The 17,995-nt window shown below is 67.2% G+C and carries 11 protein-coding genes; 6 read left to right on the top strand and 5 right to left on the bottom strand.

The features are described from left to right. The gene (locus tag ACWEO2_RS05790; RefSeq protein ID WP_355177456.1) at window positions 1–1,380 is read right to left on the bottom strand and encodes an ammonium transporter; all 1,380 of its coding nucleotides are present in this window, start codon (window positions 1,378–1,380) and stop codon (window positions 1–3) included. 326 nt (window positions 1,381–1,706) lie between these two features. Next, window positions 1,707–3,215 carry a signal recognition particle-docking protein FtsY gene (gene ftsY / locus ACWEO2_RS05785; protein WP_452404297.1) on the bottom strand — a complete coding sequence of 503 codons (1,509 nt, stop codon included), beginning with the start codon at window positions 3,213–3,215 and terminating at the stop codon, window positions 1,707–1,709. Window positions 3,216–3,335: 120 nt separating this feature from the next. Between ftsY and ACWEO2_RS05780 the strand changes: the two genes are divergently transcribed. Beyond that, window positions 3,336–3,725 (top strand): DUF2237 family protein, encoded by a 390-nt coding sequence (locus ACWEO2_RS05780; RefSeq protein WP_354957120.1) that lies wholly within the window; start codon window positions 3,336–3,338, stop codon window positions 3,723–3,725. 21 nt (window positions 3,726–3,746) lie between these two features. Here ACWEO2_RS05780 and ACWEO2_RS05775 read toward each other — a convergent pair whose 3' ends face one another. Then, window positions 3,747–4,556, bottom strand: a complete 810-nt coding sequence (locus ACWEO2_RS05775; RefSeq protein ID WP_452404296.1) for a TetR/AcrR family transcriptional regulator — start codon at window positions 4,554–4,556, stop codon at window positions 3,747–3,749. 119 nt (window positions 4,557–4,675) lie between these two features. Here ACWEO2_RS05775 and ACWEO2_RS05770 point away from each other — a divergent pair, with 119 nt between their 5' ends. After that, the gene (locus tag ACWEO2_RS05770; RefSeq protein ID WP_452404295.1) at window positions 4,676–5,593 is read left to right on the top strand and encodes an NmrA family NAD(P)-binding protein; all 918 of its coding nucleotides are present in this window, start codon (window positions 4,676–4,678) and stop codon (window positions 5,591–5,593) included. Between the two features lie 54 nt (window positions 5,594–5,647). Continuing rightward, a complete protein-coding gene (locus tag ACWEO2_RS05765) occupies window positions 5,648–5,968 on the top strand; it encodes a hypothetical protein (protein ID WP_452404294.1) in 321 nt (106 codons plus the stop codon). Here ACWEO2_RS05765 and ACWEO2_RS05760 read toward each other — a convergent pair. Both ACWEO2_RS05760 and smc read right to left on the bottom strand, forming a co-directional pair. Continuing rightward, on the bottom strand, window positions 5,962–10,425 hold the full coding sequence (locus ACWEO2_RS05760; protein ID WP_452404293.1) for a tetratricopeptide repeat protein: 4,464 nt from the start codon (window positions 10,423–10,425) through the stop codon (window positions 5,962–5,964). The genes ACWEO2_RS05765 and ACWEO2_RS05760 overlap by 7 nt on opposite strands. A gap of 158 nt (window positions 10,426–10,583) precedes the next feature. Then, window positions 10,584–14,201, bottom strand: coding sequence for a chromosome segregation protein SMC (smc, locus tag ACWEO2_RS05755; protein ID WP_452404292.1), 3,618 nt, complete (start codon window positions 14,199–14,201; stop codon window positions 10,584–10,586). Between the two features lie 523 nt (window positions 14,202–14,724). Here smc and ACWEO2_RS05750 point away from each other — a divergent pair. The 3 genes from ACWEO2_RS05750 (at window position 14,725) to ACWEO2_RS05740 (ending at window position 17,976) form a co-directional block, all read left to right on the top strand. Continuing rightward, window positions 14,725–16,275 carry a hypothetical protein gene (locus ACWEO2_RS05750; protein WP_452404291.1) on the top strand — a complete coding sequence of 517 codons (1,551 nt, stop codon included), beginning with the start codon at window positions 14,725–14,727 and terminating at the stop codon, window positions 16,273–16,275. A 222-nt stretch (window positions 16,276–16,497) separates the two neighbouring features. Continuing rightward, window positions 16,498–16,923, top strand: a complete 426-nt coding sequence (locus ACWEO2_RS05745; RefSeq protein ID WP_355177440.1) for a DUF1707 SHOCT-like domain-containing protein — start codon at window positions 16,498–16,500, stop codon at window positions 16,921–16,923. A gap of 111 nt (window positions 16,924–17,034) precedes the next feature. Beyond that, entirely contained in the window at window positions 17,035–17,976 is a 942-nt protein-coding gene (locus ACWEO2_RS05740) for an alpha/beta hydrolase (protein ID WP_452404290.1), read from the top strand. Window positions 17,977–17,995 lie beyond the last annotated feature (19 nt).

Here is a 17,995-nt window from a genome sequence, read left to right as displayed (position 1 = left end):
TCATGCCTCCTTGACGGCGGTACGTGCCGTGCCACCCACAGCAGCGAAATCGTATGCCGTTTCAGCGTGCTCGGACTCGTCCATGCCTACCGACTCGGCTTCCTCGCTGGCGCGCAGCCCAATGGTGAACTTCACGATATAGGCAATGATCAGGCTCGCGATGAAGGAGAACGCAAGTACCGCACCGGCACCGACGGCCTGGCGCCACAGCTGGTCGAAACCGCCGCCGTAGAACAGGCCGGTCTTGCCCGCACCCGCCTCCGGCGCGGCGACCAGGCCGACCATCAGGGTGCCGATGATGCCGCCGACAAGGTGCACGCCGACCACGTCGAGCGAGTCGTCGAAGCCGAACTTGAACTTCAGGCCGACCGCCAGCGCACACACCGCACCGGCCACGAAGCCGATCACCAGCGCGCCGACCACGTTCACCGAGGAACAGGACGGGGTGATCGCGACCAGACCGGCCACCACACCCGAGGCCGCACCCAGCGAGGTGGGCTTGCCGTCGCGGAACTTCTCCACCAGCAGCCAGGCCAGCATCGCCGCGCAGGTCGCGAGGGTGGTGGTGATGAAGGTCGAACCGGCCAGACCGCCCGAGGTGACCGCGGAACCGGCGTTGAATCCGAACCAGCCGAACCACAGCAGACCGGCGCCGAGCATCACGAACGGCAGGTTATGCGGCCGGAACGGGGTGCTCGGCCAGCCCTTGCGCTTACCGAGCACCAGCACCAGGGCCAGGCCCGCCGCACCGGCGTTGATGTGGACCGCGGTACCACCGGCGAAGTCGACCGCGAGCAGTTTGTTCGCGATCCAGCCGCCCTCGTGCACGACGTTGCCGTCGGCATCCTTGACATCGAAGTCGAAGACCCAGTGCGCGACCGGGAAGTAGACGACCGTCGCCCAGATACCCGCGAACAGCAGCCAGGCACCGAACTTCAGACGGTCCGCGACAGCACCCGAGATGAGGGCAACCGTAATGATCGCGAACATCAGCTGGAACGCGACGAATACGGTCGCGGGAATGGTGCCCGCGAGCGGGATATTCACGGCTGCGGTGGTGACGGCGCCGCTGGCATCCTTCACTTCGGCAACCGAATTGCCGCCGATCAGACCCTTGAGGCCGAAGAACTGCGCCGGATCACCGACTACGCCGAACTTGTTGTCGCCGAATGCGGCCGAGTATCCGTACAGCGACCACAGCACGCCGACCAAGCCCATGGCGCTGATGCTCATCATGATCATGTTGAGCACATTCTTCGAGCGGACCATGCCGCCGTAGAAGAACGCCAGACCGGGCGTCATCAACAATACGAGTGCCGAACTCGCCAGCATCCAGGCGGTGTCACCGGTGTCCGGTGCACCGGTAAGGGGAAAAGCCACCTTAATGTCCTCCTCATCTCGGGCCCAGCCGACTCCGGCAAATGGACCTGCAGAGAAGGGTCCTCATTCGGTGTTTCATCCACAGAGCTGTGGTGTTTCACCTGCGTGAACGGATGGAGCAGTTGTGTTGCTACCACGTTTCGTAATGTTCGCCCCGGGTTTCCCGGCGGGTGTGAGGCGGTGTTGCCGGAGGTCGGGATGCGTTTACCGAGGAGTAGATACGGCAAACTTCCGGCTCTCAGCGCTCGACCCCCGCTCCCTGATCGGTAGCGGGGGTCGAGCGCGCGCACACGAGACGGTGCCGCGCGACGGGCTGGCTATTCGGTTCAGCCGAGAAGTGCGTCGACGAATGCGCCGGGTTCGAACGGGGCCAGGTCGTCGGCGCCCTCGCCGAGGCCGACCAGTTTCACCGGCACGCCGAGTTCGTGCTGGACCTGGAAGACGATGCCGCCCTTGGCCGTTCCATCGAGTTTGGTAAGCACCACGCCTGTGATATCGACCACTTCGGCGAAGACCCTGGCCTGCATCAGACCGTTCTGGCCGACGGTGGCATCGAGGACGAGCAGCACCTCGTCGACCTTGGCCTTCTTCTCCACCACGCGCTTGACCTTGCCTAGTTCGTCCATCAGACCGGTCTTGGTGTGCAGGCGGCCCGCGGTGTCGATCATGACAACGTCGACGCCGCGGTCGATGCCCGCGCTGACCGCGTCGAAGGCGACGGCCGCGGGGTCCCCGCCCTCCTTGCCACGGACGGTGTCCGCGCCGACCCGCTCACCCCAGGTCTGCAGCTGATCGGCGGCCGCGGCGCGGAAGGTATCGGCCGCACCGAGCAGCACCCGGCGACCGTCGGCAACCAGGACGCGGGCGAGCTTGCCGGTGGTAGTGGTCTTTCCGGTGCCGTTGACGCCGACGACGAGCAGGATCGACGGGTGATCGTCATGGGGGAGCGCGCGGACCGAACGGTCGAGCTCGGGGCGCAGGGCCTCGATCAGCACGTCGTGCAGGACGGCGCGGGCCTGTTCGGTATTGCGGACGCTGCGGACCGCCATTTCCTCGCGCAGGCGCTCGACCACCGCCGCGGTGCTCGCAGTGCCGAGATCGGCGAGGACCAGGGTGTCCTCGACCTCTTCCCAGGAGTCCTCGTCCAGGTCACCGCCGCCGAGCAGGCCGAGCAGGCTCTTGCCGACGGCGTTCTGCGAGCGGGACAGGCGGCCGCGCAGGCGGACCAGACGGCCCGCGGTCGGCTCGATTTCCTCGAGCGCGGGGGCGACCGCGGCGTCCTCGGCGGTGGGCTCGGGGGCGGTTTCGACCGGAGCTTCCGGGCCGGGCGCGGGAGTCGTCGGTGCGGCGGTGTCCGCAGGTGCGACCGTGTCGACATCCGCTGGGGCGGCGGCTTCGGGTTGGGTGGTTATCACGCCCGAATCGACCGAGGTATCCGAATCAGCGGTGGCCGTTGCGGATTCGACCGCACCGTCGGTTTCGGCCGGGGCGGACTCCGCGGTGTCGACATCGCCCTCCGGCAGCGACACATTGGTTATGCCGCGCTTCGGCGCGTCGCGCGGAATCGCCGCGTCGTCGCCGATATGCGGCTGGCCCTCGGTATCGGTTCGCTCGATCGGTGCGGGTTCCGGGCGTGTCGCGGTGGCCGTGCCCCCCTGACTGAAGTTGAAGCCGCCCGAGGCCGTGTACCCACCCGACCGGTCGGTCAGTTCTTTCTCCACGGTGGGCGACGTCAGCGTGACGCGACGGCGTTTGTACAGGACGAATCCAGCGACAAACGCCACCACCAGCACGGCGGCGACAGCGGCAATCAGGATCCAGGCTTCGGAACTCACGACGACCATCCTTGCAGAACCGGATTCTTCGCATTACCACGCCATCCTGGCCCCGACACACAGCCCCCGAGATTTCTTGTCCTGCGGAACTTCTCGCGAATGGACAATAGGATCGGCGACGTGACCGATCGAAACGTGCTTGGGGGGCCGCTGGAAGAGTGCGGCGCCGATCCTCTCACCGGGTTCTACCGGGACGGCTGCTGCAGCACCGGGCCGGAGGATCTCGGTAGCCACACCGTGTGCACCGTCGTCACGGCTGAGTTTCTCGAGCACCAGGCGTCCATCGGCAACGATTTGAGTACGCCGCGCCCGGAGAACAGCTTCCCCGGCCTGCAACCGGGAGACCGGTGGTGTGTGGTGGCCGTGCGCTGGCTGCACGCCCACGAGGACGGTGTCGCCGCACCGGTGGTGCTGGCGGCCACCCATGAAAACGCCCTGGAAGTGATCTCGATGGACATTTTGCGCAAATATGCCGTCGACGTTCCGGACGATGTGAGCGATCTGCTCTAGCGCTATACCGAGGACCCGCCGTCAACCTCTCGCGACTGCCCCGGCCAGGGCGGCGCGGGCGGTTCGTCGGCGGTGTGCCTTTTGGCGGCAGGCGGCGCCGCAGTAGCGGGCCGGGCGGCCGGTCCCGGTCGGTCGGATCGCGGTACCGCAGATCGGGCAGCGCGCGCCACCTGTTTCGTTACGCGAGTCCGTTTCGTCACGAGGTTTGGACTCGACATCGTGTTTCGTAACGGTCCGATTTTCCGGATTCACGCGCATTGCGTCGAGCATGATGGCGGCGGCCCGGATCATCGGGCCGTCCGAGCGCTGACGTCGTTGGATCGCCACGCATCCGGTGAAAATGTCCAGTACGTCAGCGATTTCGATATCGGTGCGGACCGCGCCCTGGCGCTGCGCGGCCGTCAACAGGGCGCCGAGTGCATGGTGGAACCGGTCGCCCGCGCTGCGTAGCAGTGCCTTCGGCCAGCCGTCATCGGACTGGACGATATCGCAGAGCGCCTGGCTGCGTGGGGCCGAGACGACCACCTCGGTACAGAGCGCGAAGAACGCCGCACCCGGATCCGGCGCGTCGAGATGCGCGGCCGCAACGGCGGCTAGCCGGTCGATGCGGTGTTGCATAACCGCTTCCAGCAAATCGGTTTTCGTGGGGAAATGCCGGTAGACCGTGCCCGCGCCCACCCCGGCACGACGCGCGACCTCGGCCAGGGAGACCGAGGTGCCGTGTTCGGCGAAGGCACGTTGCGCGGCGGCCAGCACCAGCGCCCGGTTGCGGCGGGCATCGGCGCGCGCGGCGGCGCCGGGCTGCGCGGGCGGGGATTGCGGAGCAGACATTTCGTTACGGCCTTCCGTGCCGGGACCTGGCCAATCGGGTGATCGCACCCATATCGTCCGAATACGGGTTATCCGACCCGATTGTATCGAGCAGAGTCCGATCGAATGAGAAGGCGAGCATGTCCCCTCAGCAGAACCCGATACTGATCACCGGCGCAACCGGCAAGCAGGGCGGCGCCACCGCGCACCGATTGCTGGCCGACGGCGTCGCGGTGCGTGCGCTGGTCCGCGATCCCGACGCGCCCGCGGCGCACGCACTCGCCGACGCGGGCGCCGAATTGGTGACCGGCGACTTCGACGCACCGGAAACGCTGGACGCCGCCGTCGCCGGTGCGCGCGCCGTATTCCTGGTTCCACCAGCCGCCTTCGGCCCGAACGGTTGGGACGCGGAGTTGGAAGCCACGCGTGGCATCGCAGTGATCGACGCGGCCGTACGCGCCGGTGTCGAGCAGATCGTCTTCACCGGTGTCGCCTCGATGACCGATGACCGCTCCTGGGGCATGGCTGGAAAGGGTCGCATCGAGGATGCGATCGCGGCCAGTGGTCTGCGCTACACCCTGTTGCGCCCGGTGCGTTTCATGGAGAACTACGTCCTGCGTGGCAGTCCGGTGGACGGCATCATCGACGGCGTGCACAGGCACCTGTTCCAGGCGGACCGGCCGCTGCAGATGATCGCCATCGCCGATATCGCGGCCTTCGCCGCACTGGCCTTCGACGATCCGGACCGCTTCCACGGCCGCACCCTCGAACTGGCCGGTGACGCGATCAACCCCGTCGCGGCGGTGGCGGCGATCAACCGCGCCACCGGCCTCACGGTGCGCTACGTCGAGGCGAGCGAGGCCGAAGCGGATGAACTCGGCGAACAGATCGGCAATACCTGGCGGCTCATCCGGCAAAACGGCGGCTGGCACGCCGACATCCCGGCGTTGCGCGAGATCTACCCCGCCCTCACCACACTCGAATCCTGGCTCACCACAACCGGAGCCGCCCTGATCAAGGCGCAATTCGACAACGACGGCCGCGTCGCCGCGCGCTGACCGAACAGCCGCACTCCTTGTCCGCGCCTTGCCGCGGCCGCAATGCTGGTGGCCGTGGCAAGCTCCACGGATGAACGCAGCGGCAGTAGCGCCCAGGTGCAAAGGCCGAAGGCGGGTGCGGCTGTATATCACCGGCTGCGGCGTACGCTCGATGTGGTGAATCTGCGCGAAAAGTGGACCAACCGCAAGCGCCGCGATCCGATCGGCGCCGAGGTCGACGAGATATTCAGCCCCGCGCGCAAGCACATTCACGAGCGCAAGGAATGGGTGGCGGTGGCCAAGTCGGACGACCGCGAATCCGGCGATGATCCGCTCGTCGACCTCGACTCCGGCGTCGCCACGCTCACCCCTCTGGTGGGCCGACCGGCTCAGTAGTGCGGAAGGTGCGTATCCGGATCGCCATTGGTGCGGCCGAGCGCGCGGCGGATCCGGGTGAGCATGTCGAATCTGCTGGTGCTGCTGGCGATTCCATTGCGGCACGCGGCGCCGGTGCGGTGGGTGTCGGGGTGGTCGGGACCGAGGACCCGCAGTTGCACTTCGAGCAGTTGCTCGAATTCGATTGCGGCGGTCGCGGTGTCGCCAGCGCGGTGGCGCGCGTGGGCCAGGTGGTAGCGGGTGGCGAGGGTGCGCGGGTGGTCGACGCCGAGTATTCGACGTTCATCGGCGAGTAGCCGCTCGAGCTCACCGACGGCGGCACGGGAATCGCCGGATGCACAACGCCAGCGGGCCAATTCATTGCGATTCAGCAGTGTGTCGGGGTGATCGTCGCCGAGCACCCGGATGCGATCGGTGAGCAGTCCGGCCAACTCCGCTACCGCGGTGGCCGGATCACCGTGCGCGCCACGCCAGCACGCGAGATCGTGGCGGGTGCGGAAGGTGTTCGGATGCTGCGGTCCGTGCACCCGAATGCGATTGGCCAGTACGTACTCGAATTCCGGGAGCGCGGTGGCGATATCGCCGCTCTCGGCACGGTAGTGCGCGAGATTGGCTCTGGTGCGCAGCGTGTCGGGATGGTCGGGGCCGAGTACCCGCTCGCGGGCCCGGAGCAGTTGCTCGAATTCGACAACGGCCGTGGTCGGGTCGCCGCTCTCGCCGCGCCAATATGCGAGATTGTGCAGTGAGGTCAGCGTGTCGTGGTGGTCGGCTCCGAGTATCCGGCGCCGGTCGTTCAGCAGTTCCCGGTATTCGGCTATGGCGGTGGCGTAGTGGCCCGCTTCACCGCGCCACCTGGCCAGATTGTGCCGGGTGCGCAGGGTATCGGGATGATCGGGTCCGAGCACACGCAGCCGGACCGGCAGTAGCTCCTCGAGTGCGGCGAGCGCGGCCGTGAGATCGCCGCTCTCGCCGCGCCACAGCGCGAGGCGGTGCCAGGTGTGCAGGGTTTCGGGGTGGTCGGGTCCGAGGATCGTGCGTTCGTCGTCGAGCAGCTGCTCGTATTCGGTGATAGCGGTGCCGATCTGACCGCTCTGACCGCGGAAGAACGCGAGACTGTGCCGGGTGCTGAAGGTCTCGGGGTGGTGCGGACCGAGGACCGCGAGTTCATCGCGGAGCAGCTGCTCGTACTCCGCTACCGCGGTGGCGGGGTCGCCGCTTTCCCCACGCCAGTACGCCACGGCATGGCGGGTGCGCAGGGTATCGGGATGGTCGATCGGCAGCACCCGCTGCCGATCGGCGAGCAGTTGTTGGTACTCCTCGACCGCGGTGGCCGGATTGCCACTCTCCCCGCGCCAGCAGGCCAGTTCGTGCCTGGTGCGCAGAGTATGGGGATGGTCGGGGCCCAGGATGCGGATCCGGATCGGAAGTATCTGTTCGAATTCGGCTACGGCGGTGAGGTAGTGACCGATTTCGCCGTACAGGTGGGCCAGGTTGTGGCGCGAGAGCAGGGTAATCGGATGGTCGAGGCCGAGGATGCGCCGCTCATCGGCGATCAGCGCCACGAACTCGGCGATGGCGCTGCGGTGATCACCGCTTTCGCCCCGCCAGTAGGCGATGTTGTTGCGGGTGCGCAATGTGCGCGGATGCTCGGGACCGAGAATGCGCGTCCGGTCGGTGAGCAATTGCTGGAATTCCGCGATGGCGGTGGCGTGGTCACCGCTCACGCCACGCCAGCGGGCGACGTCGTTGCGGGTGATCAGGGTGTGCGGATGGTCGGGTCCGAGCACGCGCTCCTGCTCGGCCAATAGCTGTTGGAACTCGGTGATCGCCCGCACATGATCGCCGCTCTCGGCGTGCAGCTGGGTAACCCGGTGACGGGTCTTGAAGAAGGCCGGATCGGCAGTGCCGGAGATGCGCTGCTGATCGACGAGCAGCTGGTGCAGCTCGATAATGGCGGTATCGATATCACCGCTTTCGCTGCGCCAGTAAGCGAGTTCGTAACGAGCGGTGAGCGTGTCGGGATGATCCGGCCCGAGTACGGCGAGTCGATCGGTGAACAGCCGCTGGAATTCGGCAATGGCCTCGGCCGTCTCGCCCTGTTCGCCACGAAAATGCGCGAGGTCGCCACGGGTGCGCAGGGTCGCCGGGTCATCGGCACCGAGCAGCCGGGTCCGGTCGGCGACCAACTGCTCGAATTCGGCTATGGCGGTGGGGAAAGCACCGCTCTCCCCGTGCCAGCGGGCGAGATTGGTGCGGATGGTCAGGGTGCCCAGGGCATCGGCGCCGAGCACCCGGGTGCTCTCGGCGAGTAGGTTCTGATGGTCGATGGTGGCGGTCGCCAGATCGCCGCTCTCTCCGCGCCAGAACGCGAGATTGTTTCGGGCGGTGAACGTATCGGGGTGCTCCGGGCCGACCGACGCCTCGAACGCCGGAATCCAGGCGGCCCACAGATCGCGATTGTCTGCGGCGCGCGGGGTGTTCAACCGTTCCAGGAATATCAAGGCGGCGGCCGAATCGCCGTAGCCGAGATAGTGCCGCACGGCCGATCGACGGCCGTAATCAATTATCTGGGGCGCGGGTCGGGTCGAGCGCGCGTCCTGCTCGATTGCCTGCGCCAGCGCCCGATGCGCGTCCCGGCGCGCCACCGTGTGCCCCGCGGCACTGAGTGAGCGCCGAAACGCATTGTGCGCCAAGCCGAGCATTTCACCCGAGGTGCCCGGGTGACCGCGGCTGACCAGTACCCCGAGCCGAACGACGAGATCACGAATTCGGTTGGTGCTCAACCCGATACCGAGGAAATCCAGGGCACGTTCCAGCAGTTCGAGCGGCAGGACCGGGCCCGCGCCCGCCGCCACCAGGATGCCGAGCAGCGCGGAAACCGCCTGTGCCGTCGCGGGATCCGCATTGTCGACCACATCGCGAACCCGCCGCCGGACCAGGGCGTCCAGGCCGATCCCCCGGTCCAGATCCGAGGACGTGATATCGGAGTGGATCTCGATCAGCAGCCGGGCCAGCAGCCACCCACCGGTCGGAGTCTGCTGCAGCAGACCGTCGATCCACTCGCGCCAATTGGTGTGCTCGGTGTGGCCGCGGGCCGCCGCGACGGTATCGGCGATATCCGCAGTCGTCGGAGCTGGCACGTCGATGCGCCGCATATGGGCCAGCAGCGGCGAGTTCTCGATGCCGGTTCCCTCGCGGATGCCGACGATGAGATGCACGTGCGCGAGTTCCGGACGACGGGTCAACTCGGCGACCGCGTAAGACAGCAGGGTGCGACTGCCGCGCTTCGGATGATCGAGTCCGTCGACCAGGATATGCACCGGTTTCGACGGGTCGAGCCGGGCCAGCGGCCGTAGGATCTTGATATCGAACTGGTCGAGTCGGCTGCTGTCCTGTTCGGCGAGGTCGAATTCGACCATGCGCGTTGCGGTTTTGAAGCCGTCGAGCCGCCTGCCGAGCTGCTGCGCCAACTCGGCGGTGAACGATTCCAATGAGCTGGTCACGTCGAGAATCACCGCGGCCGTGATGTATTCGGCCTTGATCGGCAGCGTATCCACCCAGCCGGGCCGGATCAGCGTCGCGAGCAAGGTGGATTTGCCACAACCCGCGGGGCCGACCACGCCGCGCAACCGATCCGCACCCGCGTCGACCACCTGGGCCAGCCGCTCGCGCAATGGCTCCGAGACGACCAGACCGTTGATCAGTTGGTCGACGAATCCCGCGGCCGCGCTGCCGCTCACCGCATCCGCACGTCGTGCGACATTGGGCACCAGCCACAGACCGGGATCGCTACTGGCAGTGCGGATTCCGGAGGTGAACGAGAACGACTGCGGCTCCAGCGCTGGGCATTGGCGCAGCGGTCGCACCAGATCCGAAGGCAGTAGGCTTTCACCGCCGTGCGGCACCCCCTTGCCGAATGTGGTGATGATCGTTCGAGTGAAACACCCGAAATAAGCGGGTCCATTACCGGTGGCGACCAACAGTTCGACACGTCCGTTCGGACCGGACGCCTCCGGCCAGCGCCGGGCCGCACCGCGCACGCCCTCCCCCGTCTCGCAGGCGTCGACCAGCACGATCAGACCGTCCAGCGTCGCGGCGCTGTTCAGGTGTTCCTGGATTTCCTGGGTCAGATGAAAGGCATTGCGCAGCTTGGGCAGCTGTGGGGAATCGTGGGCGAGCAGATAGAAATTCTCCGAGGCGGTCGTCATGCCGTGGCCGATAAAGCTGATCAGCAGGGTCGCTTGCTGATTCGAGGCGATCTCGAACGCATCGTCTACGGCGCGGGCCAATTCGTCGATCGTCGGATCCAACAGCGGCCCGCCGGTGCGGGTCGCCGATTGCCAACCCCCGAGCGCCCGCAGTTCGGTGTAGAGACCGGTGGCGAGTTCGCCGGTGAAACCCAATCTGGGCAGCGCTGCGCACTCCGAGCCGACTACCAGCGCCACCCTCCCGCCCATATTCGGCAACCTACTCCGCCCGTGCCCGCCCCCGGGCAACAACGGGAAATCGAAAAGGCCACGATCACAACGGCTTTGTGAGCAAATCGGCCCGATCAATCGTTCGACCACCCCGTAACGCCGTGCTTCCGCCTCCCGGATGTGCGCGATTGCCCCGCTCAGCCCGCCGCCGCACCCACCGGAGCCAGATTCTCCCCGCGCAGGCGCTGACTGATCACCTGGGTAATACCGTCCCCGCGCATGCTGACGCCGTAGAGGGCGTCGGCAATCTCCATGGTCGGCTTCTGGTGGGTGATGACGATCAGCTGACTCTTCTCGCGCAGCTGCTCGAACAGACCGATGAGGCGGCGCAGGTTGGTATCGTCCAGCGCGGCTTCGACCTCGTCCATCACATAGAACGGTGAGGGTCGGGCGCGGAAGATGGCCACCAGCAGCGCGACCGCGGTCAGCGACTTCTCGCCACCCGATAGCAGCGACAGCCGCTTGACCTTCTTGCCGGGTGGGCGCGCCTCCACCTCGATACCGGTGGTCAGCATGTCCGACGGGTCGGTGAGTACCAGCCTGCCCTCGCCGCCGGGGAACAGCTTGGCGAAGACGCCGACGAATTCGCGTTCGACATCCTCATACGCCTCGGTGAAAACCTGCAGGATGCGCGCGTCCACCTCGGCTACCACATCCAGCAGATCCTTGCGCGCGCCCTTGACGTCCTCGAGCTGGGTGGCGAGGAAGTTGTAGCGCTCCTCTAGTGCCGCGAACTCTTCCAGCGCAAGCGGATTCACCTTGCCCAGGGTGGTCAGATCCTTCTCGGCGCGTTTGGCGCGGCGTTCCTGGGTCTTGCGGTCATAGGGCATCGGCGTCGGCGCACTGACCTGCTCACCGCGCTCCTTGGCCTGCTCGTATTCCTGCCACTCCAGATCCGACGGCGGCAGCGGCACATCCGGACCGTACTCGGCGATCAGATCCGACAGCGCGATGCCGAACTGTTCGGCGATGGTCGCCTCGATCTGCTCGATACGCAGTGCCGCTTGGGCTTTGGCGACCTCGTCTCGGTGCACCGCGTCGGTGAGCTGGGCCAGCTGGGTGGTCAGCGCCCGGGCCCGCTCCTTGACCTGCTCGACCTGGGCGGCGCATTCGGTGCGACGGCGCACCAGTTCGTCGCGGCGCGCACCCGCTTGGGCCACAACGGATTCCAGTTCGGCGGCGACCTTCGCACCGGATTCGGCAACGGCGGCGGCGACGGCGGCGGCCTGTTTGCGTGCGGCGTGGGCACGTTCGGCACGGGCCCTGGTCTCGCGTTCGGCGCGGGCCGCCCGGCGCAGCGAATCCGCTTTGCCGCGAACCGATTCCGCACGCTCCTCGGAGGTGCGCACCGCCAGGCGGGCCTCGACCTCCATGGATCGGGCCTCGGCCAGTGCGGCGGCGGCCTCCTCCCGGTCGCGACCCGCCGATTCAGTACCCGCCATGCCCATACCGTCGTCGACATCGGATTCGAGCTCGGTACGGCGCAGCCGTTCTTCGAGATCGGCCAGCGCCGCCAGCGCCTCGTCCCGACCCGATTCGGTTTCCGCGCGCTGACCGGTAAGCCGGTCGACGTCGGCCTGGGCGGTGCGCGCCACCTCGCCGAGCCTGCCGAGCCGGTCGTAGATCACCACCAGGGCCTGATCGGATTCGTGCAGTGCGAGCAACGCCTGGTCGACGGCATCCTTGCGGTCGGCCTGTTCGGCCAGCGCACCGGAGAGAGCCGCCTCGAGTTCCTCGGCGCGGCGCTCGGCGGCGATCAGATCGGCCTTGGCGGCGTCGATATCGGCCTGGATCTCCAGCTGACTCGGTGCGCGATCGGATCCGCCGAGCACCCAACCGGTTCCGGTGAGATCGCCGTCGCGAGTGACCACACGCAATTCCGGCCGGGCGCGGACCAGTTCGGCTGCGGCGGCGAGATCGTCGACCACCGCGACACCGGCGGTCAGTGCGGCAATGGCGCCGCGCACGCTATCCGGGCCGTCCACCACGTCGGCGAGCCAGCGGGCCGCACCGGGCAATGCACCGTTGGACCTCAGCGAACCGCCGTGAGCATCGAACACGAGCGCGGCGCGACCGCCGTCGGCCTCCTTCAGCGCGCGCACCGCGGCATGGGCGGAGTCTCCGGTGTCGGCGGCAACGGCGTCAGCGAGTGGACCGAGGGTCGCGGCGACCGCGGCCTCGAAACCACCGTGCACCCGGATCAGCCCGGACAGCGGGCCGAGCAGTCCCTGCGCGCGATTCTCGACCAGCCAGGCCGCGCCGTCCTTGCGTGCCAGGCCCATGCCCAACGCTTCGATGCGGGCGCCGAGCGAGGCAACCCGCTTGCTGGCGTCGCGGTCCTGTTCACGCAGTTCGGTGACGCGCTGATCGGCCAGTGCGAGCGCCTGCACCGCATGCTCGTGCTGGGCGTCCAGACCCGCCTCACCGGCCTCGAGTTCACCGAGTTCGCCTTGGACGGTATCGAATTCGGTCTGGGCCGCCTCGCCGCGCTGCCGGGCCTCACCGATCGCGACGGTCAGCCGGGTGATCTCCGCATCCACCGACTGCGACCTGGTGCGCAGGGTCTCGACCTGACCCGAGAGCCGGGCCAGCCCCTCGCGCCGGTCGGCGATGGCGCGCACCGCGGCCAGATGCGCCTGTTCGGCAGCCTTGGCGGCCTGCTCGCGTTCGGCGAGTGCGTCGCGTGCCGCCTCCAGGGTTTCGGCCGCGATCTCGACGGCCTCGCGCAGTTCGGCCTCCTCGGCCTGCACGCGGTCGGCCTCGGCCTCGAGCTGCTCGGGATCGCGGCCGCTGCCGACAGGCAGTTCGGTGTGCAGGTTGCGGGCCCGGTCGCCCGCGATGCGGATGGTGGCATTGACGCGCTCGGCCAGTGCGGACAGCTGGAACCAGATCTGCGCGGCGGCCTCGGCGCTCGGGGTCAGCCGGGAAAGCTGGAACTCCTGCTGCGCCAGTGCGGCATTCGCTGCGTCGAGTTCGGTCTGCACGGTGATCTGCTGCTCGCGGGCGTAGGCCTCTTTGCTCTGCTGGCTCTCCAGCTCGTTGCGCCGGGTGACCAGATCGTCGGCGGCCAGGCGCAGGCGCGCGTCACGCAGGTCGGCCTGCACGGTCTGGGCGCGGCGGGCCACCTCGGCCTGTCTACCGAGCGGTTTGAGCTGGCGGCGCAGTTCAGTGGTGAGGTCGGTGAGGCGGGCGAGGTTGGCCTGCATCGCCTCCAGTTTGCGGACCGCCTTCTCCTTGCGCTTGCGATGCTTGAGCACACCGGCGGCTTCCTCGACGAAGGCGCGGCGGTCCTCGGGGCGAGATTCCAGGATGGCGGACAGTTGGCCCTGTCCGACGATGACGTGCATTTCCCGGCCGATGCCGGAGTCGCTGAGCAGTTCCTGCACATCCATCAGACGGCAGGAGCTGCCGTTGATCTCGTATTCCCCCGCGCCGTCGCGGAACATGCGCCGGGTGATGGAAACCTCGGCGTAGTCGATCGGCAGCGCACCGTCGGAGTTGTCGATGGTCAGCGTGACCTCGGCGCGCCCGAGCGGCGCCCGGCCGGAGGTACCGGCGAAGATGACGTCCTGCATCTTGCCGCCGCGCAGCGCTTTCGCACCCTGTTCGCCCATCACCCAGGTGAGCGCATCGACGACATTGGATTTGCCAGAACCGTTCGGGCCGACCACACAGGTGATGCCCGGTTCGAAGCGCAAGGTCGTCGCGGACGCGAAGGACTTGAATCCCTTCAACGTCAGACTCTTCAGGTGCAAATTCGACGACCCTTCCGTGCGCGGTGGTCGGACATACGCCGTCCCATGGAGCGACCAGCCATGCTATCGGTGCCCCACCCTGGACACTCGTAGGGTATCGACTCGCCCCGCGATATCCAGTATTTCAATGTGCTCTGGGTTTGCTCGAGCAGGGGCTCGCGGTGGTGTGGCGGGCGATCCTGCATCGCTTCCGCAACCACCTCGACGACGGCATCCGCCTTGGCTGCTGCGTGTCCCATGGACAAGCGATCTGCCGACCCGCGCGAATATCGCGGACCGACATCGAACCCACGACCGTGAACAGTATGGCAGTCGAAATTCGCTGCGGCAGTGAACAACTCGGCGATAATCCGCCTGGTTCGAGCTGCCGCGATAGCCCACTGCCGACGGCCGGTTCCGCAACCTCGAGGGCGATCATTCCCGGCTGAATCAATCGGATCACGCTTGCGCTATCGCCGAACTCCCGGGACGCATACGATCCAGTCTGATTCGCCAGGGAAACGTTCGTCGGGGAGTGCAGCGCATGCCATCGGCCAAGACCAGCACCGTGCTCGGTCTGGTCCGTCATGCGACGACGCTGCGGCTGACCCGCATCGCCACGCTGGTCGCGGGCAGTCTGGTCTTTCTCTACGCATGTGAGGTCAGCCGGAAAAGCGATCTGTCCGATGTATGGACCCAACTCGCCATCGCCGCCGTGCTCGCCCTGACCGGCCTGATAACCGCCTGGTTCGAGGTGCGAGCCGCCGACCACGCGGTACTCCGCGCCCGCACCGAGATCCGCGGCTTCCTCATCGAATCCGATGGCATATCGGTGCGCGCCCGCATCACCCGCTCCGGCGACCTGGTCTTCCACGGCCACGATTCCAGCGGCACCCACCCCGCGTACGAATGGGACTGGGCCTTCCGCGCGGGTACCTTCCCCGCCATCCGCGCCGCCCTCGGCGGCCAGGGTGACCTGCTCGAACTCCTGGAACGCACGGTTCCGCACTGGGATCGCCGGGATCGCTACGACCCCGGCGCCTGGCTGCACAACCAGGGCATTCCCGCTGCCTTCCGCGAACGCGGCGACTCCTCCAGCCGCACCACGCGCGTCCTGCCGGTCATCAACCCCGAACCCGAAATCGCCGACCATGATCGGGACGCCCCACCGTCCGGCGAATTCACCGGACCACAAGAACTGACGAGCACGCGACGCACCACATCGCCACACCGACGAACCCGCGCCGCAGACCACGATCGGCCTGAACGTTCGGGCCGCGGCCGCGAGCCAGCACCCGAACAAAGCGCACCAACGCCCACGCGCCGCAGAGCCCTCGCCGACCAACGCCGCCCCACCCCCTCGGCCGATGACCGCGCCGACCAACCGGCCGCACGCCGCGGCGAACTCCCAGCACGAAGACGCAACCAGCCGCCGAAAACCCAGCGATATGCACCCGCGAGCGACCGCTGGGACGCACCACTCGACGACGACTTCGACGAGCCACCCAACACCCGCTGGCACGAACCACCTGGTGACCGTTGGGACGCACCATCGAGCGAACGCCACAACGAAGCACTGGGCGATCGCTGGGACGCACCGGTGAGCAGCGACTGGGACACACCATCGAGAGACCGCCGAAGCGATCCATCGAGCGACCGCTGGAATACACCCCCGAACTCCCACTCGGATGCCCCGGCGAGCGACCGGTGGGAGGCGCAGCCGAGCGCCCGCTGGAACGAACCACCGAGCGACGGGTGGGATGTACCGCCGAGCGACCACCAGAACCAACCCCAGGCGTCCCGCCATGCGCGATCGGACACACCCGGCTACGCGCCATCGAACGATCGCCGCGCGGACCCAGCGAACCGACGCCGCGACGACTCACACTCTCGCAATACCGAAACCCCGGACAACTGGCCCGAGACACCGGACGTGCACCACCGCAACATCGCGCCGCGCCCCCGAACCGAAAACTCCGGCGCGCACCGTCATGCCCTATCCAGCGCCAACCACCCCGAATCCCCTTGGCCGCACACGTCCGAATCGCAGAGCCAGCGATGGACCGAACCACCCCAACGTCGTCGCCGCAGATAAATCTCGCCACCCACCGCCCAGCCCCCACATCGGCCGGGCCTGCGAACGCGGCTTGCCCGGTGGCCAACAGACCCGGCAGGCCCTGAGCCGGGCAAGCGTGGATCGGGTTCTGACATCGCACTGACGCGCTGCGCCAGGAACAGGCTTGACATTCCACAATGGAGGGTGCATTCTGATTTCATCTTCCAATGTGGAATATGGATCTAGCTGTTAGGACCTGACATGGAAATCTCGCCTGGTACTCGGGCCTCCGATGTGGAGCGCGAGAAGGTTGTGCGGCTGCTCGGGCGGCATATGGCCGATGGTCGGATCGACCTCGCCGAATACGATCAGCGTGTCGCCCGTGTTTACGAGACCGGAGTGCGCGACGATCTGCAACTGGTGCTGTCGGATCTGCCGAAACTGCCGAAAGAGTCTGCAGTACAGAAGAATTCGACCGCGCGCTTCCCGATCTGGCAGCAGATCGAAGGCACATCGTGGCTCGGCGTCAGCGTGCTGGTGCTCGCCATCTGGGGCGCGATCTCGATCAGCGTCGGTGAATTCACCTACCCGTGGCCGATCTGGGTCATCGGCCCGTGGGGTGCGGTGCTCGCCTTCCGGATGCTGGCCGGTTTCGAATCCGGCCGATTCGGGCGCCACACCAACTGACGTGTGGTCGCGGTCGGCAGCCGGGCACTGCTCGAGCCTTCCGCCGTGTCACACGGATGATGGTGTCGCACATCGGGTTTGCGTATCGATCCGCTGTGGTATTACGGAATCGTGAGGGCTTCAAAGTATTTGGCCTCGCTCGTGAGTGTGCTGGTGGCCGGTTTCGCGATTTCTGTTCTGACCGTTCGCCCTGCCGTCGCGGCGCCGCATGTGGTCGATGACGCTCCGCTGGACGGATCGGTATCGCGGGTGGATATCTATTCGCCCGCGATGGACCGGGTGGTGAGCAACAGGGTGATCCGGGCCGCGGGCGGTCCGGCACCGACGCTGTACCTGCTCACCGGTATCGGCGGTGGCACCGACGGCATCTCATGGTGGGACGATACGGATGTCCGGCAGTTCTTCGCGGACAAGCATGTCAATGTGGTGATGCCGATCGGCGGGGCCTACAGCATGTACACCGACTGGCTCACTGACGATCCGGCGGTCGGCCGCAACCGGTGGCAGACCTACCTCTCCCGGGAACTCCCCGCGGTCCTCGACCCCCGGCTGGGCAGCACCGGTCGCAATGCGATCGCGGGTGTGTCGATGAGTGCGGGATCCGCGGTCGACCTGGCGATTCAGTCACCCGATGTGTACAGCGCGGTGGCGGCCTACAGCGGCTGCCCGTGGACCTCGGACGCGCTCGGGGTGGCGATGATCAGTGCTCAGGTGATCCGCGGTGGCGCCAATCCGGTCAATATGTGGGGCGAGCTGGGCCAAGGAATTTGGCGGGTGCACGACGCATTCACCAATGCCGCCGCGCTGACGGGCAAGACGATCTACCTGTCGGCCGCCACCGGCACCCCGGGCCCGATCGATGCGGGCGGGCTCGGCTTCCCGCCGATCGAGGCGATCGCCAGCTCGTGCACGGACGCGTTCGCCGACCGACTCCGCGAGCTCGGGCTACCGGTCGTCCACGTCAACCGGCCCGAAGGGTCGCATACCTGGGGTCAGTTCGAGACCGACCTGCACGATTCCTGGCCGCATCTGGCCCGCGCACTCGGCGTTTGATCGGGATTCGCCAGCCCGG

It is taken from the genome of Nocardia sp. NPDC004278 (genome assembly GCF_053602975.1).
Note: the sequence above shows the minus strand (reverse complement) of the source record. Positions and strands in the feature narration are given on the sequence as shown.